Source organism: Stenotrophomonas testudinis (genome assembly GCF_024499815.1).
Lineage (GTDB): Bacteria > Pseudomonadota > Gammaproteobacteria > Xanthomonadales > Xanthomonadaceae > Stenotrophomonas.
Map to the genome: position 1 here is coordinate 51304 of NZ_JAMOKY010000012.1, position 18554 is coordinate 69857.

The window sequence follows — 18554 nt, forward strand, 5'->3', positions numbered from 1 at the left end:
CGGCATGGATAAGTACGAACAACGGCGCCTCGCCCTGCGCGGCCTAGCCGACGAACTCGGGCGCGGCGGTCTGGCCAAGATCGGCGCGAAGATCGGCAAAGACGCCAGCTACGTCTCGCGCATGCTGTACGAGCCCGGCAAGGCCGGGCGCAAGCGCATTGGCGAAGACACCCTGGCGGCGTTGGCGCAGGCGTACCCAGATCGCTTCCCATCTTCACCCGTCGCGCCGGTCTTAGAGACTGAGACGCCTCCGGGCTACGTTCGCTTCCATCTGTTCGAGGGGGCGGCTGGCATGGGTTCGGGTGTGGTGAATCAGGATTTCCCAGAGGTAATGCAGGTCATGGAAGTGGCCGAGTGGGAGGTTCGCCGCAAGCTCGGCTTCCTGCCCAGATCCGGGAGGATCCAGATCATCACTGGCCGTGGCCCGTCGATGCGCCCCAAGATCGAGGACGGCGATATCGTCTGGATCGATACCGCCTGCGACTACTTCGACGGCGACGACTACTACCTCATCAGCTACGCCGGCGAGACGCAGATCAAGATGCTGCAGAAGCGCAGCGATGGCATGTGGGTCGTCAGCGCCAATCCGGAATTCAAGGAGTGGCGGTGCGAGCCCAGCGAGCTATCCATCCAGGGCAAGGCTCTGGTCCACGCAGGTCTTCGGAGGTTCTAAACATGGGTGCATGGAAGCGCATGGTGGCTGCCGCAGTGGTTCTGGCAGCAACGGTAAACGGAACAGCCGCCGCGGCCAACCTCACCGAGGAGCAGCGCACCGTTGTTCAGGTGTTCGACGCGCCGGCGGTAGACAAGGTGGAAGTTTTCCGGGGTGGCCGCAAGTGGATCGCGGAAAACTTCCGGTCGGCGAAAGCCGTGATCGAGTACGAAAGCGCAGCAGACGGAACCATCATTGGAAAAGGTTTCATTCCGTACCCATGCGCCAGCGCCTGGGAGTGCGTAGGAAAGCCTGACTGGACGGTTCCGTTTACGCTTCGCTTTGAAGCAAAGGACGAGCGATTCCGCTTGACCTTCACCGACATTCGTATCCAGTGGCCAGCTAGGTTTGCCAACGGCGTTACTCAGCCTGCTTTTGATGGTCCTGTGCGGACCCAGAAGGACATGGACAAGATCCGACCCCAGCTTTTGCTCATGGGCAAGGGCATCCAGGCATCCATGGCAGCCAGCGCTTCGTCCGACAATTGGTAGGAAGCCAGCAGTAGCCGCAGGGGAGAATACTTTGGCCAGGCGTAGGCGTTCATCTAATGGCAGTAAGGCTGCCGAACAGATCATCAAGCTGGTGGCGAAGGGCATCGGCGCCCTTTTTGCGTCATTGTTCGCGGCTGGTGCTGCCGCAAAGAAGAGCAGGCGCGCCCCCGCAAGATCAAAGGCCCAACGGGTAGATCCGCCCGGCGGCTGTAACCAAGAAGTAGTGGGCGAGAAGAGCTATCAGAAAGCGCTGAGATCTATCGCCGGCCGAGGCGAAGTTCGCGTTGAGTGCAGGGCCACGGTTTCCGCTGAGAACTCTAACCCCTACGATGACCAGGCCGTTGTGGTTGCAGTGCGCGGTGAAACGGTCGGCTACCTTCCACGTGCCGCTGCCCGGCGATATCGCGCGGTGCATGGGACTTCTAGTTCCGATTGTGATGCTGTCATCGTAGGTGGAGGTAAGGACAGATCCCTGGGCGTATGGCTTGATCTCCCCCTCTGATCTCAGCCGATCGAAGTACGGGCCCCGCCTACGCGGGGCTTTTTTTCGACCGACCCAAACAAAATTACCCATAGGTATTGACACAACAAATACCCCCAGGTAATTTTATCTCCGAGCCGCCCATCAAGCCCCATCCCGGGGCCGGCGGCAGGAGATCAACATGCAGCGCCGCAAACGGCCCCTGTGGCACCTGATCATCGCTATCTACGCCATCGGTGCCCTCGCCGTTGGCGCGGGCATCGGCTTCGGCCAGCGCCTCTTCGGGCAGGAGTGCTGAGCCATGGCCAGCCTGACCCTCGGCTGCCGCCAGGCAGTCCTCTCCGTCGCCGCCGACCACGTCAGTGACCGCGTCGTCGTCCACATGGGCGGCGCCTCCCTTCACCTGACCCAACAGGAAGCCGACCAGCTGGCGCTGCAGCTGCAGCGCGCCGCGCAGGCCGTGCGCATCGGCAGCATCACGGCAGAGCAGTACACCGCCGCCCTGAGCGCGAGGGACGCAGCATGATCGTCGCCGCCACTTACCCCCTCGCCCAGCGCGCGGCCAACGCAGCCAAGGCCGCTGCCATCGCCGCCAACTCCATGGGCTTCTCGCCCAGCCTGGTCACCGCCGCCGCCGACGTTGCAGCGCGCGCCGTCCTCGACCAGCGCGCCAGCGCCGGACGCGCCATTGCCGACGTGCGCAAGAGCCTGCGCCGCATGCTGCGCACCCAAGGCGGTGCCGCGTGACCGACCAGGAATTCTTCGCGCAGATGCAGATCGGCATCCCGCACATCCCCTCGCCCGCCGGCCTCGCCGCTGTCGACGCCACCGGCGTCATCAAGGGCAACGCCGATATCGCCATCAACCACCCGGACGCCGTAGGCGCCGATCAGGAAGCCCGCTGATGCACCACCTGGCCCTGCCCTTCTACTGCGCCGTGATCGTCGGCCTCCTGATGGCGCTGCTCGCGCGCGCCATCTACACCGGTGCCGCCTCCTTCGTCCTGATCGCCCTGGCCGGCATCGCCTACTTCGGCTGGCACGGCTGGAACGACGCCCGCCGCGGCTGGCCCGCCTTCCGCGCCGAAATGCAGCGCCGCACCGACGAGCGCCGCCGCCGGGCCATGCCCGCCGACGACACGCACTGAGCAACCGCCCGGCCGGCGCAACCGGCCTCCCACGCCGGCGGGACTTCCACACAGCCGGCAACCCCATTCCGCCTGGTCGCAACCGCGCCGCCCCTCCCGCCTTGGAGATTCCATGTTCTTTCGCAGCCTGACCATGTTCCGCTTCCCCGTTGCCACCGACCTCTCCGAGATCGCACAGCTGCTCCCGGCCGCCGCGTTGAAGCCGGTGGGCTCGCTGGAAATGTCCTCCCGCGGCTTCGTCTCCCCGTTCGGCCGCGAGGAAACCGAACAGCTGTTCCATGGCCGCGATGGCTGGCTGTGGCTGGCCATCGGCGGCCAGGACAAGATCCTGCCGGCAAGCGTGGTCGCCGACCGCCTGGAAGATAAGCTGATCGCCATCGAGCGCGCCGAAGGGCGCCGACCCGGCGGCCGCGAGCGGAAGCGCATCAAAGACGACCTGCTGCACGAAATGCTGCCGGGCGCCATGGTGAAGTCGAGCCGCACCGACCTGTTCCTGGACACCGAACACGGCGTCGCGTTCGTGGACACCACCAGCCGCAAGTCCGGCGAGTTCGTCATGTCCGACATTCGCGGCCTGCTGGGCAGCTTCCCCGCCATGCCGCTGAACGCAGAACTGGCGCCGCGCTCCATCCTCACTGGCTGGCTTGCCGGCGAACCGCTGCCCGAAGGCATGGCGCTGGGCGAGGAATGCACGTTGGAGGATCCGGTCAGCGGCGGTGCCGTCGTCAACTGCCAGCACCAAGAGCTGCGCAGCGACGAGATCGACAAGCATCTGGAGGCTGGCAAGCAGGTCACCAAGCTCGCGCTGGTCTATCAGGACGCGCTGTCGTTCGTGCTGGGCGATGACCTGGTGGTACGCAAGCTGCGATTCCTCGACGGCGCGCTGGACAAGCTCGACAACACCGACTACGACGGCATGCGTGCCGAGTTGGATGCGCGATTCACGCTGCAGACGGCCGAGGTTGGCCGCCTGTTCGCCGTGCTGGCCGCCGCTTTCCGCATCAGCGCAGCTGACTGAGGGGCACGCCATGAACGACAAGAATTCCTTGACCGTTGGCAGTGGGCAGCCGTTGGGCGAAGGCTGGTCTGGCTGGGCAACCCAGTATCCCGGCGCGATGCCGAAGCTCTACGGCGCACGCGAAATCGCCGAGGTGAACCATCATCCGGACGAAGGGCAGCGGCTGATTTTCCTGTCGGAGCAGCCCGCGCAGGCAGTGGACCTGCCCTACTCGCTCGATGCCGACCCGGCAGGTATCCGCGCCAGCGTGTGCGACGTAATAACCGGCACGTTGATGGTCGGCGCGCAGGGCCACACGCCGCCGCCGGCTGGTCACTGGGCTGAGGCGTTCTGGAATGCGGCGCGTGCCGATGCGACCGCGCAGGCCGTGGACCTGGGGAAGTTCCGCGAGCCGATTGCAGCATGGTCCAAGCATTGTGCGCACAGCATCCAGGGCTACGAAAGCTATCGGGATATCGACCTGCCTGATTGGATGGTCGAGCGTCGCCAGCAGGTGCGGAAGTGCGACCAGCTGCTGGCCCTGATCGACAGCCAGGCGGTGCGCAATGGCTGACGGCTCCCGCTCCTTCAACTTCCCCGCGCCGCAGCGCTCCCGCCTGCGCCCGGGCGAAATCGTGGTCGACCTGTTCGCCGGCGGCGGCGGTGCCAGCGAAGGCCTCAAGCAGGCCCTCGGCATCGATCCCGCCCTGGCCTACAACCACGACGAGCTGGCCATCGGCATGCACGCCGCTAACCACCCGCTCACCCAGCACCACCGCGAGGATATCTGGCACGCCGACCCGCGCGTGGACGTGGCCGGTCGCCCCATCGGCTGGTTCCATGCCTCCCCGGACTGCACGCATTTCAGCCAGGCCAAGGGCGGCCAGCCGCGGAGCCGGAAGACCCGCGCCCTGTCGTGGGTGGTGTTGAAGTGGGTTGGCCAGCTGCTGCGTGCTGATCGCCTGCACGGCACCAACACCGCGCCGCGCATCATCTCCATGGAGAACGTCTGGCAGATCCTGACGTGGGGTCCGCTGGTGGCCAAGCGCTGCAAGGAAACCGGCCGCGTCATCAAGATGGACGGCACCGTTGCAGCGCGCGGCGAGTGCGTGCCGGTCGAAAACCAGCAGCTGGTGCCGGACAAGCGCCACAGCGGCCGCACCTGGCAGCAGTTCGTGGCCGCGCTGCGTGCGCTGGGCTATGCCGTCGAATGGCGCAAGCTGGTGGCCAGCGACTACGGTGCCGGCACCAGCCGCGAACGCCTGTTCCTGCTCGCGCGGCGTGACGGCGAGTCCATCGTGTGGCCGGAGGCCAGCCACGGCCAGGCACCGGGCCAGACGCCCCGCGTCACCGCCGCCGACTGCCTGGACTTCTCTATCCCCTGCCCGTCGATCTTCACCCGCACCCGGCCGCTGGCCGACGCTACCATGCGCCGTATCGCCAAGGGCGTCATGCGCCACGTCATCGAATCGGCGGATCCGTTCATCGTGCCGGTGACGCACCAAGGCAGCGACCGCGTGCACGACGTGTGTGATCCCATGCGCACCATTACCGCCGCCAACCGCGGCGAACTGATGCTGGCTGCACCAGAGCTGGCGCCGTTCCTCACTGAGCACGCCAATGCCAGCCGCCAGCGAACGATGGCGGCCGACGAGCCGCTGCCCACGGTCTGCGCCGGGGTCAAGGGCGGCCACTTCTCCGTGGTGACACCGATCCTTGCCGGCGTCGGTGGCCGGGCCGGCCAGTCCGAGCCACGCTCCGGCGGCGAGCCGCTCTACACCATGACCACCAAGGCAGACACCGCCCTGGTAGCGCCCACGCTGGTTCAGACGGGCTATGGCGAGCGCGAGGGCCAGTCCCCACGTGCGCTCGACCTGCAGCAGCCGCTGGGCACGGTGGTTGCCGGCGGTGCAAAGCATGCAGTCTCTGCCGCTTCGCTGGTGACACTGCGTCGGAACATGGTCGGCGCCGACGCGCGCACGCCGCTCACCACCGTGGCCGCTCAGGCCGAGCACCACGCCATCTCCAGTGCCTTCATGGTCCAAGCAGCGCACGGCGAGGGGAAGCCGGGCGGCGTCCAGCGATGGGGCAACGGCAGCAAGGATGCTCGCGCCCCCGTCGGCACTGTCACTGCCAGCGGCAACGGCGGGCACGCCCTGGCCGAGGCCGAGCTGGCCCAGCTGTCGCCCGATCAGGAGGCCGGTGCACTGCGCGTGGCCGCGTTCTTGGTGAAGTACTACGGGACTGGCGCGAACGTTCCTTCCCTGCTCGATCCCGTGGACACTGTCACCACCCGCGACCGCCTGGCGCTGGTCACCGTCCACATCCAGGGCGTGCCACACGTCATCGTGGATATCGGCCTGCGCATGCTCAAGCCGCATGAGCTGTACCGCGCCCAAGGATTCCCGACCGGCTACATCATCGATCGCACCGCCAACGGCACGCCGCTCAGCACCAGCGCCGCCGTGCGCATGGTCGGCAACAGCGTCAGCCCGCCGCCCTTGCGTGCCTTGGCCGAGGCCAATCTGGACCGTGTGCCCACCAGCATGGCGGCGGCCGCGTGACCGGCTTCAACCAGGCCAAGCACACCGCGCGCGTGCTCCTCTCGGAATGCCGCGCACGCCGGAATGGCCTCGGCTTCTGGTTCGTCTTCAACGCAGCACAGCGCGCGCGCATGCGCGCCTCTGCACCTCTGCCGGCGCCGCCGGCGTTGCCGGTCCGCCCGGTTCAACAGGATCTGTTCGCATGACCGCTACAAGCTTCCCCACCACCCCGGCGGCCACCGCTGACGCATGCCAGGCATCCTCGCCCGTCGCCGCAGTCGTCACCACCATGCGCCGCTTTGGCGCTGCCGGCGCGCCGATCTCGGCCGACCAGGTGCGCGAGTGGAGCGACACCCTGCTGCAGGAGCTGTATACCCAGCCGCCCGTCCGCTGGGAGTACCGGCACCAAGGCGACTCGCGCCCCGGCTGCTGGATGACCGCGACCCCGGAACACGTCTATCACGCTCGCGTTCGCCGCTGGGTCGTCCGGGCCCTGTGGGAAACCCCGCGCGTCATCCAGCCCGAGCGCGACCACGCGTTCAAGGCCGGCGTATGCACCAGGTGCGGCGACCCCGAGGACTGGGCCGGCCCCGACTGCAATCCGATGGTCAAACCCGTCGACCCGCGCACCCGCCTCCCCATCGATGCCCGAATGCTGATCGAGCCCCTGAAATGGCTGCGGGACGCCGGGCCTTACGTCCTGAACCGCTACGACCGGGAGAAGCGCGCCAGGGAAGCCGCCTTCCTGCTGGAAAAGATCGAAGCCCACATCTTGGAGTGCCAGAAGCCATGACGCAGAAACACATCAGCCATCCCGAAGGCCTGCCGAACTGCGCCGCCGGCCACCGCGCGCGCCACATCCATGACCTGCGCGGCCCGGCCGCCGGCGGCGGCCACCTGGTCGAGTGCGCATGCAGCTCCACCAAGAAGCATTCAGATGCTGACGCGGCACTGGCTGCGTGGCGGCGAATGAACAAGCCAGCCCGCACCCCGCGCGCACCGGCTCTGCCGGAAGTCACCGACAACGTGGTGCAGTTCAACCTCAGCCTGGCCGATCAGCCCGCCGGCAGGAGGAAGGCTGCAGGAGGCGCCCATGGGAGCCGCTGAAAAGCTGGACCTCTCCGGCAAAGACTGGCTCACCGTCGACGAAGCCGCCCACTACTGCGGCGTCTCCAACAGCCAGTTCAGGAAAAACGCCATGGGCTATGGGCTCACGCCCCGTCGCTTCATGGGAAAGCAGTTGTACGAAAAGGCGGCGCTCTACGCCGCGATTGAGGGTGCAGAGGAATGGCAAAGGTTCGACTCTACTGGCGCGGCAGCAAGGCCTACCTCGACTGGTCGGAAGGCGGCGAGCGCTTTCGCAGGTCCATTGGGGAACCTGACGCCCGTGAGGCGGAGAGAATACGTGCCGCGAAAGAAGCAGAACTGACCCATGGGGTCCGGATCTTGGCGCGCTTGCCCAAGGTCCGCGATTACCTGGAGTGGTATCTGGACTGGTACGAGGCCGAGCACCCGACCACGATCTCGAAGGCCAGGAGCGAGGTGAAGCGCTTCATCGAGCGCTTCGGCCACCGGCCGATCGACAGCATCCGAGCGGTCGAGGTGGAGCAGTACAAGCGCGCCAGACTGCTGGACGACAAGGCGGCTAAGGAAACTGTGGGGAAGGAGATTCGACGGCTGAAGGCGGCATTCAACCGCGGCGTCGAATGGAAAGAGCTGGACGTGAACCCGCTGTCCTCAGTGAAGGCGCCTCGCGGCGTGCGGAGCGTGGCCGTCAAGTTCTATGACCGGGTGGCAATGCGCCGGCTGTATCGAGCGAACCCTGGGCGGGCGCCGCTGTGGCTCTTTATGGCCCACACCGGGCTGCGGCGGGGCGAGATCATCGGTCTTGAGAAAAGTTCGGTCGTGGCGGGCCGCCTGCTGGTGGAGAGCGACCCGGACGAGAGCGGCGAAGGCCGGACAAAATCAGGAAGGTGGCGGGAGGTTCCCCTCAACCGCTATGCCAGATGGGCGTTGCGCCACCTTCCTGATCCTCTCGTCACGGTCCACAAGGACACTGTGTCGGACTGGTTCAAGAAGGATTCGGAGCTGGCTGGTGTTGGTGGGCACCTGCACAGGCTACGTCACACCTTCTGCGCTCACATGGTGATGGCTGGCGTGCCATTGCGGCGCGTTCAGCTGCTTGCTGGTCATGCGGACTATGCGACTACTGAGAAGTACTACGCTCATCTAACTCCAGATGGAGATGACGGCGCCGTCGCAAAACTCAGATACTGACCGGCTTCTATGCACCAAACAGAAGGCTTTCGAGCTCTTCCTTGGTGGGCACACGCCTGGACTCAATCATCCTTATGATGACTTTTCGCAGCAGCTCCAGCGATGCAAGCAAGTCCTCCGACGAGTGCTTTGGCGACCCGTGGGCTGCGGCGGACCTCGCGTCATAGAGCTTCATGACTCGCTTATGCTGGGCGATTCGCTCGGGCCCTGGCGGTTTCAGGTAGGCAGCGATCATCACTGACACTCGGAACCTGAGCTCGCTATTTGCCCCTGTGAAAAGAGCTTCGAGTGCGCCCCACACAGACACAAGTCCGAGTGCAGAGCTGTGAACCAACTGAACGTTGGATATTGCATCCAGCGCTAGGCTGAATGATGCGTTCGATTCAGCCAGATCGATTGCGGCCTCCCAATGATCTCGAACCCACTCCAAATCTTTCAGAGCATCCCTTTCAGTCGCTGGATGGAGTTCGAAGTACCAAGGCTGCACCTCGACAGCAGAGGCAACGTGCACCCTCCCCTTTTCAGGCGCCCATTCAATTTTGTGAGGGGGGATGTTGGACGCCAGAATCCAGCGAATCCGAGGATCGACCCACAGGCGAAGCAAAGCTGCGATGTATCGTGCCACGGCTGCGGAATCAGACTTGGCGCGACTGTAGCCTGCGGGAATACAAAGAACTGCCTCGGAATCAAAAGCGAACCCGTTCCCCGTCGCAGCCCAAGGACCGGGATGATGCCGGCCCGGTGCTGCTGGTCGTTTAACGGCAATCATCGCGCTGGACATGACATGGGTGTAAGCGGGGACAATCGACAACCCACGGCCCAAGTCGAACGTCTGGTCTCCCACCTGGAGAGCCGACAAGCAGCAGTAGAGGTCCATCTTCTGAGGCTCTTCCATGATCAGCACAGCTCGATTGAACTGTGCCAACTGTGCCAGAAATCGGCCTATTCACGGCGGAATAGAGCTGACCATCTCTAAAGAAACGGCGCAACTCATTGATTCTGGTGACCCCGGCCCGATTCGAACGGGCGACCTTCCCCTTAGGAGGGGGACGCTCTATCCAGCTGAGCTACGGGGCCATTGGCAGCTGGGAAGGATACCGCGTCTGGCTGAATGGACCAAGCGGGAGAGGCAATGGAACGGAGCGGGTGTCGCTATCATCTCCTGCCCCGCCCCATTCCAAATAAGATGCCGGACGTCTGGAAACTGCTATCGAGCCTGGGTGACAGCCGCTGGCTGCTGCCCATGATCGCCATCCTGCTGATCAGCCTTCCCCGATCGGCATTCAAGTGGCGTGCACTGGCGGCCATCGCCTTCACGGCCGCGCTGACGCTCGCAAGCAAGCTCGCCTACATGGGCTGGGGCTTGGGCATCGCGGGCATCGATTTCACAGGCTTTTCCGGGCATGCCGCGATGTCGAGCGCCATCTATCCGGTGGCGGGGACCCTGCTAACCGGGACCACAAGGCCAGCGAGAATTGCGGGCTTTGCAGCAGGGGCAATCCTCGCCCTGCTGATTGGGTGGTCCCGCATTCCATTGCACGCCCACAGCCTCTCCGAAGTAGTCGCCGGACTGGTACTCGGCATTGCCGCTGCGGCATGGACTGTTCGAGCCAAGGGGCCACCGGAAAGACCGAGCCATTGGATCCTGACGGCCGCCTTGGTTGCGGGGCTCGCACTACCGATTGCAGCGCCCCATCTCCGCACCCACGAGGTCGTGGTCGAACTCGCAAAGTGGCTTTCCGGCCGCTCTGAAGTCATGCAACGTCACAGTCCGTAACGCAGGCATTCATATTTCTTGACACAACACCCTCCAATTAGCGAGGATGGCTGCGGAAATTTCCCTCACGGAGTAGGAGACCCCGTAGATGAAGAAGATGATTGCCGCTCTGGCCCTGCTGGGTCTGTCCTCCCCGGTGTTTGCCCAGGAAGCCCCGGCTGCCGAGCCGGCCGCCGAAGTTGCTGCCGGTGCTGAAGGCGCCGGCGCTGCCGCCACCGGCACCCTGACCACGGTTGCGACCGTCGGCCTGGGCGTTGCTGCAGCCGCTGTTGTCTACAGCGTTGCCAGCGACAGCAGCAAGGACGATGCGGGTAACAACAATGGCGGTGGCACCACCCCGCCGACCGGCACCACCGGCACGACGGGTACCACCGGCACCACCGGCACCAACTGATCGGTCTACCGAAGATGTACCCCCGCCCCCGCCGGGCGTCAGTTCGGCGGGGGTTTTTTCATGCCCGTCAGGGCCAGGATGAATTCTCGATGGACTGCAAGCGTCTCGTTGCCATGACGGCAATCGCCTTTACCCTGTCAGGCTGCATGTGGGCTCCTGGCCAGCATATGCGCTCAAGCGTACTGGCCCGCGACGACCAGCCCCTCGGAAACGATCAGATCGAGTTGATCCCCATCACTCCGAAGCTGATCGCAATGGATCGCGCATCGAACACTACGCCAGCGCTGCCGACTGCGTTAACGCAGTTCCAGCCCGCCCCCTACCGCATTGGCGCCGGTGACGTCCTCTACATAACAGTTTGGGATCATCCCGAACTGACAGTGCCGGCCGGTGCGCAGCAGCAGCTCAATGCCGCCGGCCGCCCGGTGCAGGCCGATGGGTCTCTGTTCTACCCTTACATCGGCAAGATCACTGCGGCAGGCAAGACCCCCGGCGAACTCCGCGAAGAGCTGACCTCCAAGCTCGCGCGCTACATTGAGGCGCCGCAGGTCGATGTCTCGCTGCTGACGTATGCGAGTCAGCGCGTATGGGTTACCGGCGCCTCGCGCCAGCCCGCTACCGTGGCTCTCACGGTCGTTCCCTTGACGCTAGGAGATGCCATCAGCCAGGCCGGCCTGGACCCGACCCAGGCAGACCTTTCGGGCGTACGCCTGACGCGCGACGGCACGACCTACACAATCGACCTAGACCGTTTGGGCCGCAACGGTGGTGGCGACACCAACGTATTCCTGGCTGCCGGCGACCATATCTACGTCCCCTATCTGGATCGCAAGGAAGTGTTCGTGGTAGGCGAGGTCAATCAGCCCGGCGCGCTGAACTTCAAGACCGGCGACATCTCGCTGAGCCAGGCACTTGGCCGGGCTCGCGGCCTGCTGCAGACCACCTCCAACGGCAACGCCGTGTATGTCATTCGCGGCTCCAATGATCTGCAGAACACGCCATCTCAGGTGTTCCATCTCGAAGCACGCTCGCCAGCAGCATTCGCCGTAGCAAGCCAATTCAGCCTGCAGCCTGGCGATGTCGTCTTCGTCGGCGCCGCAGGTGTCACGCGGTGGAGCCGGTTCGTGAACCAGTTGCTGCCGTTCACCGCGATCATCAACAACGCCGCCAGCGTCAAGAACGACTTGGACAATTGACGAGGTTCACCATGCGCAGGAGCGCTTTGGCCAGTCTTGCCCGTTTCGCTAGACTCAAGCCCGCTTGGATGCTGGCTGCATTGACCGTTTTGATGATGGCAGGCTGCGGCGTAGTCGGTCGAACTAGCATCAAGACGGTGCAGCTAGCCTTTCAGGGCAAGCCCGATGTAGAACCGACTGCAACCGAGGTTGCGGCGACGCGCTATCCGCAGATCAAGGTCACCGGCCCCACCGGCGGCGCAGTACTTGTGCTGGGTAACGTCGACGGTGAACGCCGCGCGTGGTACAGCGCTGATCGCAGCATCGTTTATCTGACCGATGGCCTGGTCGTCGGCACCTATAGCGGCCTGCCAGAGCTGCAGAGGATGAATATTGAGGGCGCGTCCCCGTTCCGGGCACTCCATCAGGTGCCGAATGGGACAACGGTACAACGGCGCTACGACGTGATGCCCGGCTACCGCTTCGGCATGGAAGTCACAGGCACGTTGAACACCCTGGGCCGCGAGAACGTTGAAATTCTTGGCAAATCCAGAGAATTGCTTCATGTTCGCGAGCAACTGCGTGGCAGCGGCTGGAGCCGCAACAACGACTACTGGGTAGACCCTTCCAATGGCTTCATCTGGAAGAGCGTGCAAGCCATTGCACCCGACACCAGCCTGGAAATCATTCAGCTCAAGCCCTATTCGCAGGACCTGAAAGCCCAATGATGCCGCGATTGACAGCGCTTATGCTTGGAATAGGCCTGGGCTACAGCGCCAGCGCCGCTCCACCCATTCACGTAGACGTCAGCGGCCATGTCCGCACCGGCGGCAGCCAAGCAATCCCAGCCGGAAGTCGCCTGAGCGTCGCTGCACTGGGCGCTACTCCCACCTCAGATGCCTATCTTCTGGGTGCCGCCCTGCTGCGCCAACGCGCCACACCGTCGCAGACTCGCCTAAAGGCCGGGCTACTGTTCGACCTGGAGATCGTCGCCGGACAACGAGAGTCAGCGGATCTTGCAAATGCTGCACGCGCGCTTAGCGACCAAATCGCCGATCTACCTATTACCGGTCGTGAAGTGCAATTGCTTGATCCACGCGCGCTCGAGGCAAACCCGCAAAAGGATCGCCCTGCGCTAGACGGGGACAAACTTGTCTACCCCACGCGCCCTGAGACTGTGACGGTAACAGGCGCAGTGACTCGCCCCTGCACGCTCCGTCACAGCTTTCTCCGCGACGCACTCACCTACCGAAACAGTTGCGAAGCTCTCCGCCGAGCGGCCAGTCGAGACTACCTGTACGTGATCCAGCCAGACGGCCGCGTACAGAAGGTGGGTATTGCCCTATGGAACCAGGACGCCCCTGCACATCTTGCACCAGGAGCCATAGTCTTCGTGCCATTGGACGAACACCAGATTAGCTCGATCGCCCCTGACATCAATGAAGAAGCAGCCAGCTTCCTCGCCACCCAGGTGCTTACGGCACCCAGAGCCAGCCACTAATGCAGCACCGCCGCCCACCCTTTACGCGCACGAGCATCGCGCTCATAAGTATCAGCATCAGCACTGCACTACATGCGCAGACGCCCCCAGCACCGACAGCGAGCGACTGGGGTGGCATCGGGCTACTCCAGACCCCAACTGCAAGAATGGCTGATGAGGGAGAGCTAAGCTTTACCGCAAGCTACACCACCCCTAATAGCCGATACAACGTTGTTCTTCAGCCACTCCCCTGGCTAGAGGGAGCCTTTCGCTACGTTTCCGTTTCCAACCGAAGGTACGGGCCGGAATGGTTGAGCGGAAATCAGAGCAACAAAGACAAGTCAATCGACCTCAAGCTCCGTCTTCTCCGGGAGTCCCGTTGGGTACCAGAAGTTGCAGCAGGCTTTCGCGACATTGGCGGCACCGGACTCTTTTCTAGCGAATACGTCGTCGCAAGTAAGCGCATTGGGGATTTTGACGCTAGCCTGGGATTGGCAACTGGCTATATCGGCAATAGGGGCGACTTCAGAAACCCCTTGGCCGCAATTGATGACAGGTTCGAGGAAAGGCGATCTGGCGTACAGGCGGGAAAGCTGAACAGCAAAAGCATATTCCAAGGCCCCGTTGGTGTATTCGGCGGCATCGCGTATCAGACCCCCTGGGATCCGCTTCAGATTAAAGTTGAGTACGACGGCAATGACTACAAGCATGAGCCGCAGCAGAATAATTTTCGTCAGAGAAGCCCAATCAATATTGGTGCGAGTTACGCACTGAACAAGAACGTTCAGCTTCACCTCGGTTGGGAGCGAGGTGATACTGCCATGTTCGGTATAACCGTTCACGCGAACCTAGCCAATGCAACAGCAATGCCCAAGCTACTAGACCCGCTTCCGATAGAAGGGAGCATCGGCGCGCGTGCAACAGCAGGAGCACCGCCGGATGTCGGCACTGATTGGAATCGCATAACAGAGCAGCTAAGCGATAACGCAGGATTGCGCGTGAGCGAGATAAGCCGACGCGGCTCGGAACTTATCATTTCCGGCGAACAACGAAAATTCTTCTATCCCGCACAAGGTCTCGGCAGAGCCTCGCGGATTGTCGCCCAAAGCCTTCCTTCAGACATCAACTGGATCACGATACAGAACACTCGCCTGGGGCTTCCAATCGTAGAAACCAGCATGGAACTAAGCGCATTCCATGATTACCTCGACCGTCGAATCGAACTCAATCAGCTAGCAGGCCACATCGAGCAAGCTCCCCCTGCGCAGCAACGACGGACGAATGTATATACGACTCCCATCCACCGATTTGATGGCGGATTTAATATAGGCTATCAACAGTCCCTAGGCGGCCCGGATGGATTCATCCTATTCCAGATCGCAGGGACTTATTCATCCACATTCTACTTCACTAGGAACACCTGGCTGAGCGGAACAGCCAGCTATAACGCGTACAATAATTACAACAAGTTTCGTTATGACGCGCCCAGCAATCTCCCGCGCGTCAGAACAAACGTGCGACAGTATCTGACGACCGCCGACCTTACGCTCCCCAACCTCCAAATTACTAGCACGCGGCAGCTCGGAAGTGACTTGTACGGCATGGCCTACGCGGGTCTTTTTGAATCGATGTATGGCGGCCTTGGGGCCGAAGTAATCTACAGGCCGCTCGGTGAACGATGGGCAATCGGCGCCGAGATGAACTGGGTAAAGCAACGGGATTTCGATCAAAGACTGAGCTTTAGGGATTACAGCGTCGCCACAGGTCACGCCACCTTCTATTACCAGCTGGGCAACGAAAGAAAAATTGTATTTTCAACAAGTGCAGGCCGCTACCTAGCGAAAGACTGGGGCGCAACAGTTTCATTGTCGCGTGCGTTCAGCAACGGCGTGTCAATGGGCGCGTACGCAACCAAAACAAATGTCTCTTCTCAGGACTTCGGCGAAGGCAGTTTCGACAAGGGGATATACGTTTCCGTTCCATTTGACTTCATGCTACCCAGATCCACACGGGCGCGAGCAAACTTCCTATGGAATCCGCTATATCGCGATGGCGGAGCTCGACTCTCCCGAAGCTACAGCCTCTATCAAGCGACTTCAGAAAGAGATCCTGGCTTTTTCTTCGACAACCTAAACGCCATCGAAAAGTAACTATATTGATGTGCAAACGGGCGGCATCCGCAAGGATGCCGCCCGAAATCATAATTCAAGACCCATGAGCTCGAAGAGTTATACCTCTCGGAGCGAGCCCTGATTTTCCAAAAACCACTCGTAGGTGGCAGTAACTCCTTCGCGCAGGCCGATCTTGGCCTTCCATCCCAGATCACTCAGTCGACTGACATCGAGCAATTTCCTGGGAGTACCATCGGGCTTAGTCAGATCATTCACGATACGCCCGGAGAATCCCGTGACTGCGCGGACAAGCTCAGCAAGCTCAAGAATGCTGATATCCTCCCCCACCCCGACATTAACAATGTCCTCACCACTGTATGTCTCAGCCAAGAAAACAGACGCAGCAGCCATGTCGTCTACATGCAAAAATTCGCGACGAGGCGTGCCGGACCCCCACATGACAACCTCAGGCATCCCAGCGATCTTGGCATCGTGGAACTTTCGGATCAGAGCCGGAAGCACATGAGAGTTCTGGAGATCAAAATTATCACCAGGGCCATATAGATTCGTCGGCATCAGACTTATGGCATTGAATCCGTACTGCCTCCTATATGCCTGACACATTTTAATTCCCGCAATTTTCGCCACAGCGTACCACTCATTCGTTGCCTCGAGCGAACCGGTCAATAATGACTCTTCGCGAATGGGCTGCTCAGCATGTTTGGGATAAATACAGGAGGAGCCAAGAAACGCAAGCTTCTCAACCCCGAAACGATACGCCCCATCTATAACATTATTTTGAATCTGTAAATTTTCAAACAGAAAATCTGCTGGATAGGTGCTATTCGCATGGATGCCGCCAACTTTTGCTGCAGCCAAGAATACAACCTCAGGCCTCTCACGCTCGAAAAAAGCATCTACTGACTGACGATCTCGAAGATCCAGGACACCTCTACTTGCAAGAATAAGGTTCCGGTAACCTAGCGAGGTCAGGCGACGGACTATTGCGCTACCAACAAGACCACGATGGCCTGCTACGAAAATGCGAGATTCAGGTGTCATGAATTTGCTTCAAGGGAGAGGTGGACGCGCACGGAAACGTCAAATGCAGCCATCGACCTCACCTTGCCAGCACCAGAGAGGTACCAAAGCGCCGCCGCTGCTTCCGTGCTCCTAACCCTCTCATGCAACGAGAGGGCCTGCAAGTGTGCCATGAGCCGCGGACTAGGCCTACCCCATTCCGGCCCTTTCGGACGACCCTGCAGGCCTAGCAACCCATGCCAGCGACACAAAAGCGCACTCTTCACGCAACTTTGATATGATGACAGATTGCCACGAGACGCCCTCAGGAATCCCTGTGGCGATTCGAGGTCCAGCACACGCGGATGCCCAGGACAGCGTAGACAAGCTGAGCAGACAGTGGCAGTTGCGCGCCATGGTACAGAAGGATCAGATAGATGTTGTTGAACACATCAAGGCAGGAAGCCGACGCAGACCAGGACCATTTCGATTTTAGGCAAATCCGCTCACTTGAATGCACTGCCACCTTATGCAGGAATTGCAGTCCAGTAAGCGTCACCAGCACGCGCGCGAGGCCGACTCAGCGGCCACTCCAATGCAGCACTCGCCCCGCCCATTTCGAGTTGCGGACGGGCGGAAAAAAACTGCTGACCAGAGTCCCGCACCGTCACCTAAGAAACCCAGAGGCCCACGAATGGCTCGCGTTCTGATTGTTGGGATCAACTACGCCCCCGAGGACATCGGTACCGGCAAATATACAGGCGAGATGGCCACCTGGCTTGCGGCGAATGGCCATTCGGTTCGCGTAGTTACCGCTCCGCCATACTACCCGTCATGGAAAATATCAAACGCGTATCGCCGTTGGTGGTGGTCACGCGAATGGATATCAGGAGCAGAGGTTCTCCGTTGCCCAATCTGGGTCCCCGCCAGACCTCGAGGCCTAACACGCCTACTACACCTCGCCTCCTTTGGCCTGACTTGTATCCCAGCACTCGCCGCGTCACTTTTTTTCCGAGCCGACGTAGTGGTAAACATCGCGCCGACAATGGCGAGCGCTCCAGCAGCCTGGCTATATGCAAAAGTCACGGGCGCCAAGACTTGGCTGCACATTCAAGACTTTGAGCTTGACGCAGCGTTGGAAATGGGCGTGATTCGAGCGAACGCTGGCCGCAAAATAGCCTTTGCAATTGAGCGCGCAATAATGCGCCGGTTTGATCGTGTGTCGACAATATCCGAAATGATGATTGAACGTCTATCCACAAAGGGTGTCGAAGGAAGCTCACGCACACTCTTTCCAAACTGGGTGGACATTGGCGCAATACGCCCTCTCTCCGACTCAAGCCCTTACCGGAGACTTCTTAATATTTCAGACTCAGCAGTAGTGGCACTTTACTCTGGAAACATGGGCCTTAAACAGGGGCTTGAAATTCTGGAGGAAGTCGCGCGCTCTCTGAAAGACATGGAACAACTTCACTTCGTCTTCGGCGGGCAAGGCCCCGGGAGATCGCTGCTAGAACAAAGTTGCGCGGATCTCCCGAATGTGCATTTTCTCGAGCTTCAACCGATCGACAAGCTTAATGATTGGCTGGGACTAGCGGACATACACTTACTACCACAACGAGCCGACGTGGCAGATCTCGTTATGCCATCAAAGTTAACAGGAATGCTTGCTAGTGGACGTACTGTGGTCGCAACCGCAGCGCATGGCACGGGTGTAGCAAAGGCCCTAGCTCAGAGCGGAGTCGTCGTCCCGCCAGGCGATGCTCACGCAATGGCAAGCGCGATTCGTGAATTATGCTCCCAACCTGACAGACGGAGAGTGTTAGGCGCCGCAGCTAGACATCAGGCGGAGCACACTCTCGGACTAGACGCGATTCTTGCCGGCTTTAATAGCAATCTTACTTCCATCCTAACGCCGAAAGAATCCAGCGTTTCCACCAACTAGAGAC

Annotated in this window: 22 protein-coding genes, 1 tRNA gene and 2 pseudogenes; 21 read left to right on the plus strand and 4 right to left on the minus strand. The window is 61.5% G+C overall.

Features of this window, described 5'->3' with window-relative positions; translation table 11 throughout:
• Nucleotides 1-4: 4 nt before the first annotated feature.
• The 14 genes from NQ204_RS09480 to NQ204_RS09545 all read left to right on the plus strand — a co-directional run bounded on the left by NQ204_RS09480 (nucleotide 5) and on the right by NQ204_RS09545 (nucleotide 8648).
• On the plus strand, nucleotides 5-673 hold the full coding sequence (locus tag NQ204_RS09480; RefSeq protein WP_021202212.1) for a S24 family peptidase: 669 nt from the start codon (nucleotides 5-7) through the stop codon (nucleotides 671-673).
• 2 nt (nucleotides 674-675) lie between these two features.
• The gene (locus NQ204_RS09485) at nucleotides 676-1203 is read left to right on the plus strand and encodes a DUF4468 domain-containing protein (protein ID WP_256643706.1); all 528 of its coding nucleotides are present in this window, start codon (nucleotides 676-678) and stop codon (nucleotides 1201-1203) included.
• Between the two features lie 782 nt (nucleotides 1204-1985).
• On the plus strand, nucleotides 1986-2210 hold the full coding sequence (locus NQ204_RS09490; protein ID WP_256643707.1) for a hypothetical protein: 225 nt from the start codon (nucleotides 1986-1988) through the stop codon (nucleotides 2208-2210).
• Nucleotides 2207-2431: a hypothetical protein gene (locus tag NQ204_RS09495; RefSeq protein WP_256643708.1), complete on the plus strand. Its 225-nt coding sequence runs from the start codon at nucleotides 2207-2209 to the stop codon at nucleotides 2429-2431. The genes NQ204_RS09490 and NQ204_RS09495 overlap by 4 nt, the downstream gene beginning before the upstream one ends.
• On the plus strand, nucleotides 2428-2589 hold the full coding sequence (locus NQ204_RS09500; RefSeq protein WP_256643709.1) for a hypothetical protein: 162 nt from the start codon (nucleotides 2428-2430) through the stop codon (nucleotides 2587-2589). Before NQ204_RS09495 ends, NQ204_RS09500 begins: the two co-directional genes overlap by 4 nt.
• The gene (locus tag NQ204_RS09505) at nucleotides 2589-2831 is read left to right on the plus strand and encodes a hypothetical protein (protein ID WP_256643710.1); all 243 of its coding nucleotides are present in this window, start codon (nucleotides 2589-2591) and stop codon (nucleotides 2829-2831) included. The genes NQ204_RS09500 and NQ204_RS09505 overlap by 1 nt, the downstream gene beginning before the upstream one ends.
• Nucleotides 2832-2943: 112 nt before the next feature.
• The gene (locus tag NQ204_RS09510) at nucleotides 2944-3849 is read left to right on the plus strand and encodes a recombination-associated protein RdgC (protein WP_256643711.1); all 906 of its coding nucleotides are present in this window, start codon (nucleotides 2944-2946) and stop codon (nucleotides 3847-3849) included.
• Between the two features lie 10 nt (nucleotides 3850-3859).
• Nucleotides 3860-4402, plus strand: a complete 543-nt coding sequence (locus NQ204_RS09515) for a hypothetical protein (RefSeq protein ID WP_256643712.1) — start codon at nucleotides 3860-3862, stop codon at nucleotides 4400-4402.
• Nucleotides 4395-6392 carry a DNA cytosine methyltransferase gene (locus NQ204_RS09520; protein ID WP_256643713.1) on the plus strand — a complete coding sequence of 666 codons (1998 nt, stop codon included), beginning with the start codon at nucleotides 4395-4397 and terminating at the stop codon, nucleotides 6390-6392. Before NQ204_RS09515 ends, NQ204_RS09520 begins: the two co-directional genes overlap by 8 nt.
• Entirely contained in the window at nucleotides 6389-6577 is a 189-nt protein-coding gene (locus tag NQ204_RS09525) for a hypothetical protein (RefSeq protein WP_256643714.1), read from the plus strand. The genes NQ204_RS09520 and NQ204_RS09525 overlap by 4 nt, the downstream gene beginning before the upstream one ends.
• A complete protein-coding gene (locus NQ204_RS09530) occupies nucleotides 6574-7164 on the plus strand; it encodes a hypothetical protein (protein ID WP_256643715.1) in 591 nt (196 codons plus the stop codon). Before NQ204_RS09525 ends, NQ204_RS09530 begins: the two co-directional genes overlap by 4 nt.
• Nucleotides 7161-7478, plus strand: a complete 318-nt coding sequence (locus NQ204_RS09535; protein ID WP_256643716.1) for a hypothetical protein — start codon at nucleotides 7161-7163, stop codon at nucleotides 7476-7478. The genes NQ204_RS09530 and NQ204_RS09535 overlap by 4 nt, the downstream gene beginning before the upstream one ends.
• Nucleotides 7465-7800 (plus strand): hypothetical protein, encoded by a 336-nt coding sequence (locus NQ204_RS09540; protein ID WP_256643717.1) that lies wholly within the window; start codon nucleotides 7465-7467, stop codon nucleotides 7798-7800. The genes NQ204_RS09535 and NQ204_RS09540 overlap by 14 nt, the downstream gene beginning before the upstream one ends.
• Before the next feature lie 26 nt (nucleotides 7801-7826).
• Nucleotides 7827-8648, plus strand: coding sequence for a tyrosine-type recombinase/integrase (locus NQ204_RS09545; RefSeq protein ID WP_256643718.1), 822 nt, complete (start codon nucleotides 7827-7829; stop codon nucleotides 8646-8648).
• Nucleotides 8649-8655: 7 nt separating this feature from the next.
• Here the strand turns inward: NQ204_RS09545 and NQ204_RS09550 are convergent, their stop codons facing one another.
• The gene (locus NQ204_RS09550) at nucleotides 8656-9543 is read right to left on the minus strand and encodes a HEPN domain-containing protein (RefSeq protein WP_256643719.1); all 888 of its coding nucleotides are present in this window, start codon (nucleotides 9541-9543) and stop codon (nucleotides 8656-8658) included.
• A 105-nt stretch (nucleotides 9544-9648) separates the two neighbouring features.
• Nucleotides 9649-9725: transfer RNA gene (locus NQ204_RS09555), tRNA-Arg, on the minus strand.
• 166 nt (nucleotides 9726-9891) lie between these two features.
• Here NQ204_RS09555 and NQ204_RS09560 point away from each other — a divergent pair.
• The 5 genes and pseudogenes from NQ204_RS09560 to NQ204_RS09580 form a co-directional block, all read left to right on the plus strand.
• Nucleotides 9892-10425 (plus strand): phosphatase PAP2 family protein, encoded by a 534-nt coding sequence (locus NQ204_RS09560; RefSeq protein WP_256643720.1) that lies wholly within the window; start codon nucleotides 9892-9894, stop codon nucleotides 10423-10425.
• Nucleotides 10426-10513: 88 nt separating this feature from the next.
• A complete protein-coding gene (locus NQ204_RS09565) occupies nucleotides 10514-10819 on the plus strand; it encodes a hypothetical protein (RefSeq protein WP_256643721.1) in 306 nt (101 codons plus the stop codon).
• 89 nt (nucleotides 10820-10908) lie between these two features.
• Entirely contained in the window at nucleotides 10909-12015 is a 1107-nt protein-coding gene (locus tag NQ204_RS09570) for a polysaccharide biosynthesis/export family protein (RefSeq protein ID WP_256643722.1), read from the plus strand.
• Nucleotides 12016-12083: 68 nt separating this feature from the next.
• A complete protein-coding gene (locus NQ204_RS09575; protein ID WP_256643723.1) occupies nucleotides 12084-12722 on the plus strand; it encodes a YjbF family lipoprotein in 639 nt (212 codons plus the stop codon).
• A 20-nt stretch (nucleotides 12723-12742) separates the two neighbouring features.
• Nucleotides 12743-13453, plus strand: a pseudogene (locus NQ204_RS09580) (capsule biosynthesis GfcC family protein); the annotation flags it as partial.
• Here the strand turns inward: NQ204_RS09580 and NQ204_RS19670 are convergent.
• Nucleotides 13436-13513, minus strand: a pseudogene (locus tag NQ204_RS19670) (hypothetical protein); the annotation flags it as partial. The pseudogenes NQ204_RS09580 and NQ204_RS19670 overlap by 18 nt on opposite strands.
• Here NQ204_RS19670 and NQ204_RS09585 point away from each other — a divergent pair.
• Nucleotides 13495-15624 (plus strand): YjbH domain-containing protein, encoded by a 2130-nt coding sequence (locus NQ204_RS09585; RefSeq protein ID WP_256643725.1) that lies wholly within the window; start codon nucleotides 13495-13497, stop codon nucleotides 15622-15624. The pseudogene NQ204_RS19670 and the gene NQ204_RS09585 overlap by 19 nt on opposite strands.
• A gap of 78 nt (nucleotides 15625-15702) precedes the next feature.
• Here NQ204_RS09585 and fcl read toward each other — a convergent pair whose 3' ends face one another.
• Entirely contained in the window at nucleotides 15703-16647 is a 945-nt protein-coding gene (fcl, locus tag NQ204_RS09590) for a GDP-L-fucose synthase (RefSeq protein WP_256643726.1), read from the minus strand.
• Between the two features lie 652 nt (nucleotides 16648-17299).
• On the opposite strand from fcl, the gene NQ204_RS09595 reads away from it, so the two are divergent.
• Nucleotides 17300-18550 carry a glycosyltransferase WbuB gene (locus NQ204_RS09595; RefSeq protein WP_256643727.1) on the plus strand — a complete coding sequence of 417 codons (1251 nt, stop codon included), beginning with the start codon at nucleotides 17300-17302 and terminating at the stop codon, nucleotides 18548-18550.
• Nucleotides 18551-18554: the final 4 nt, after the last annotated feature.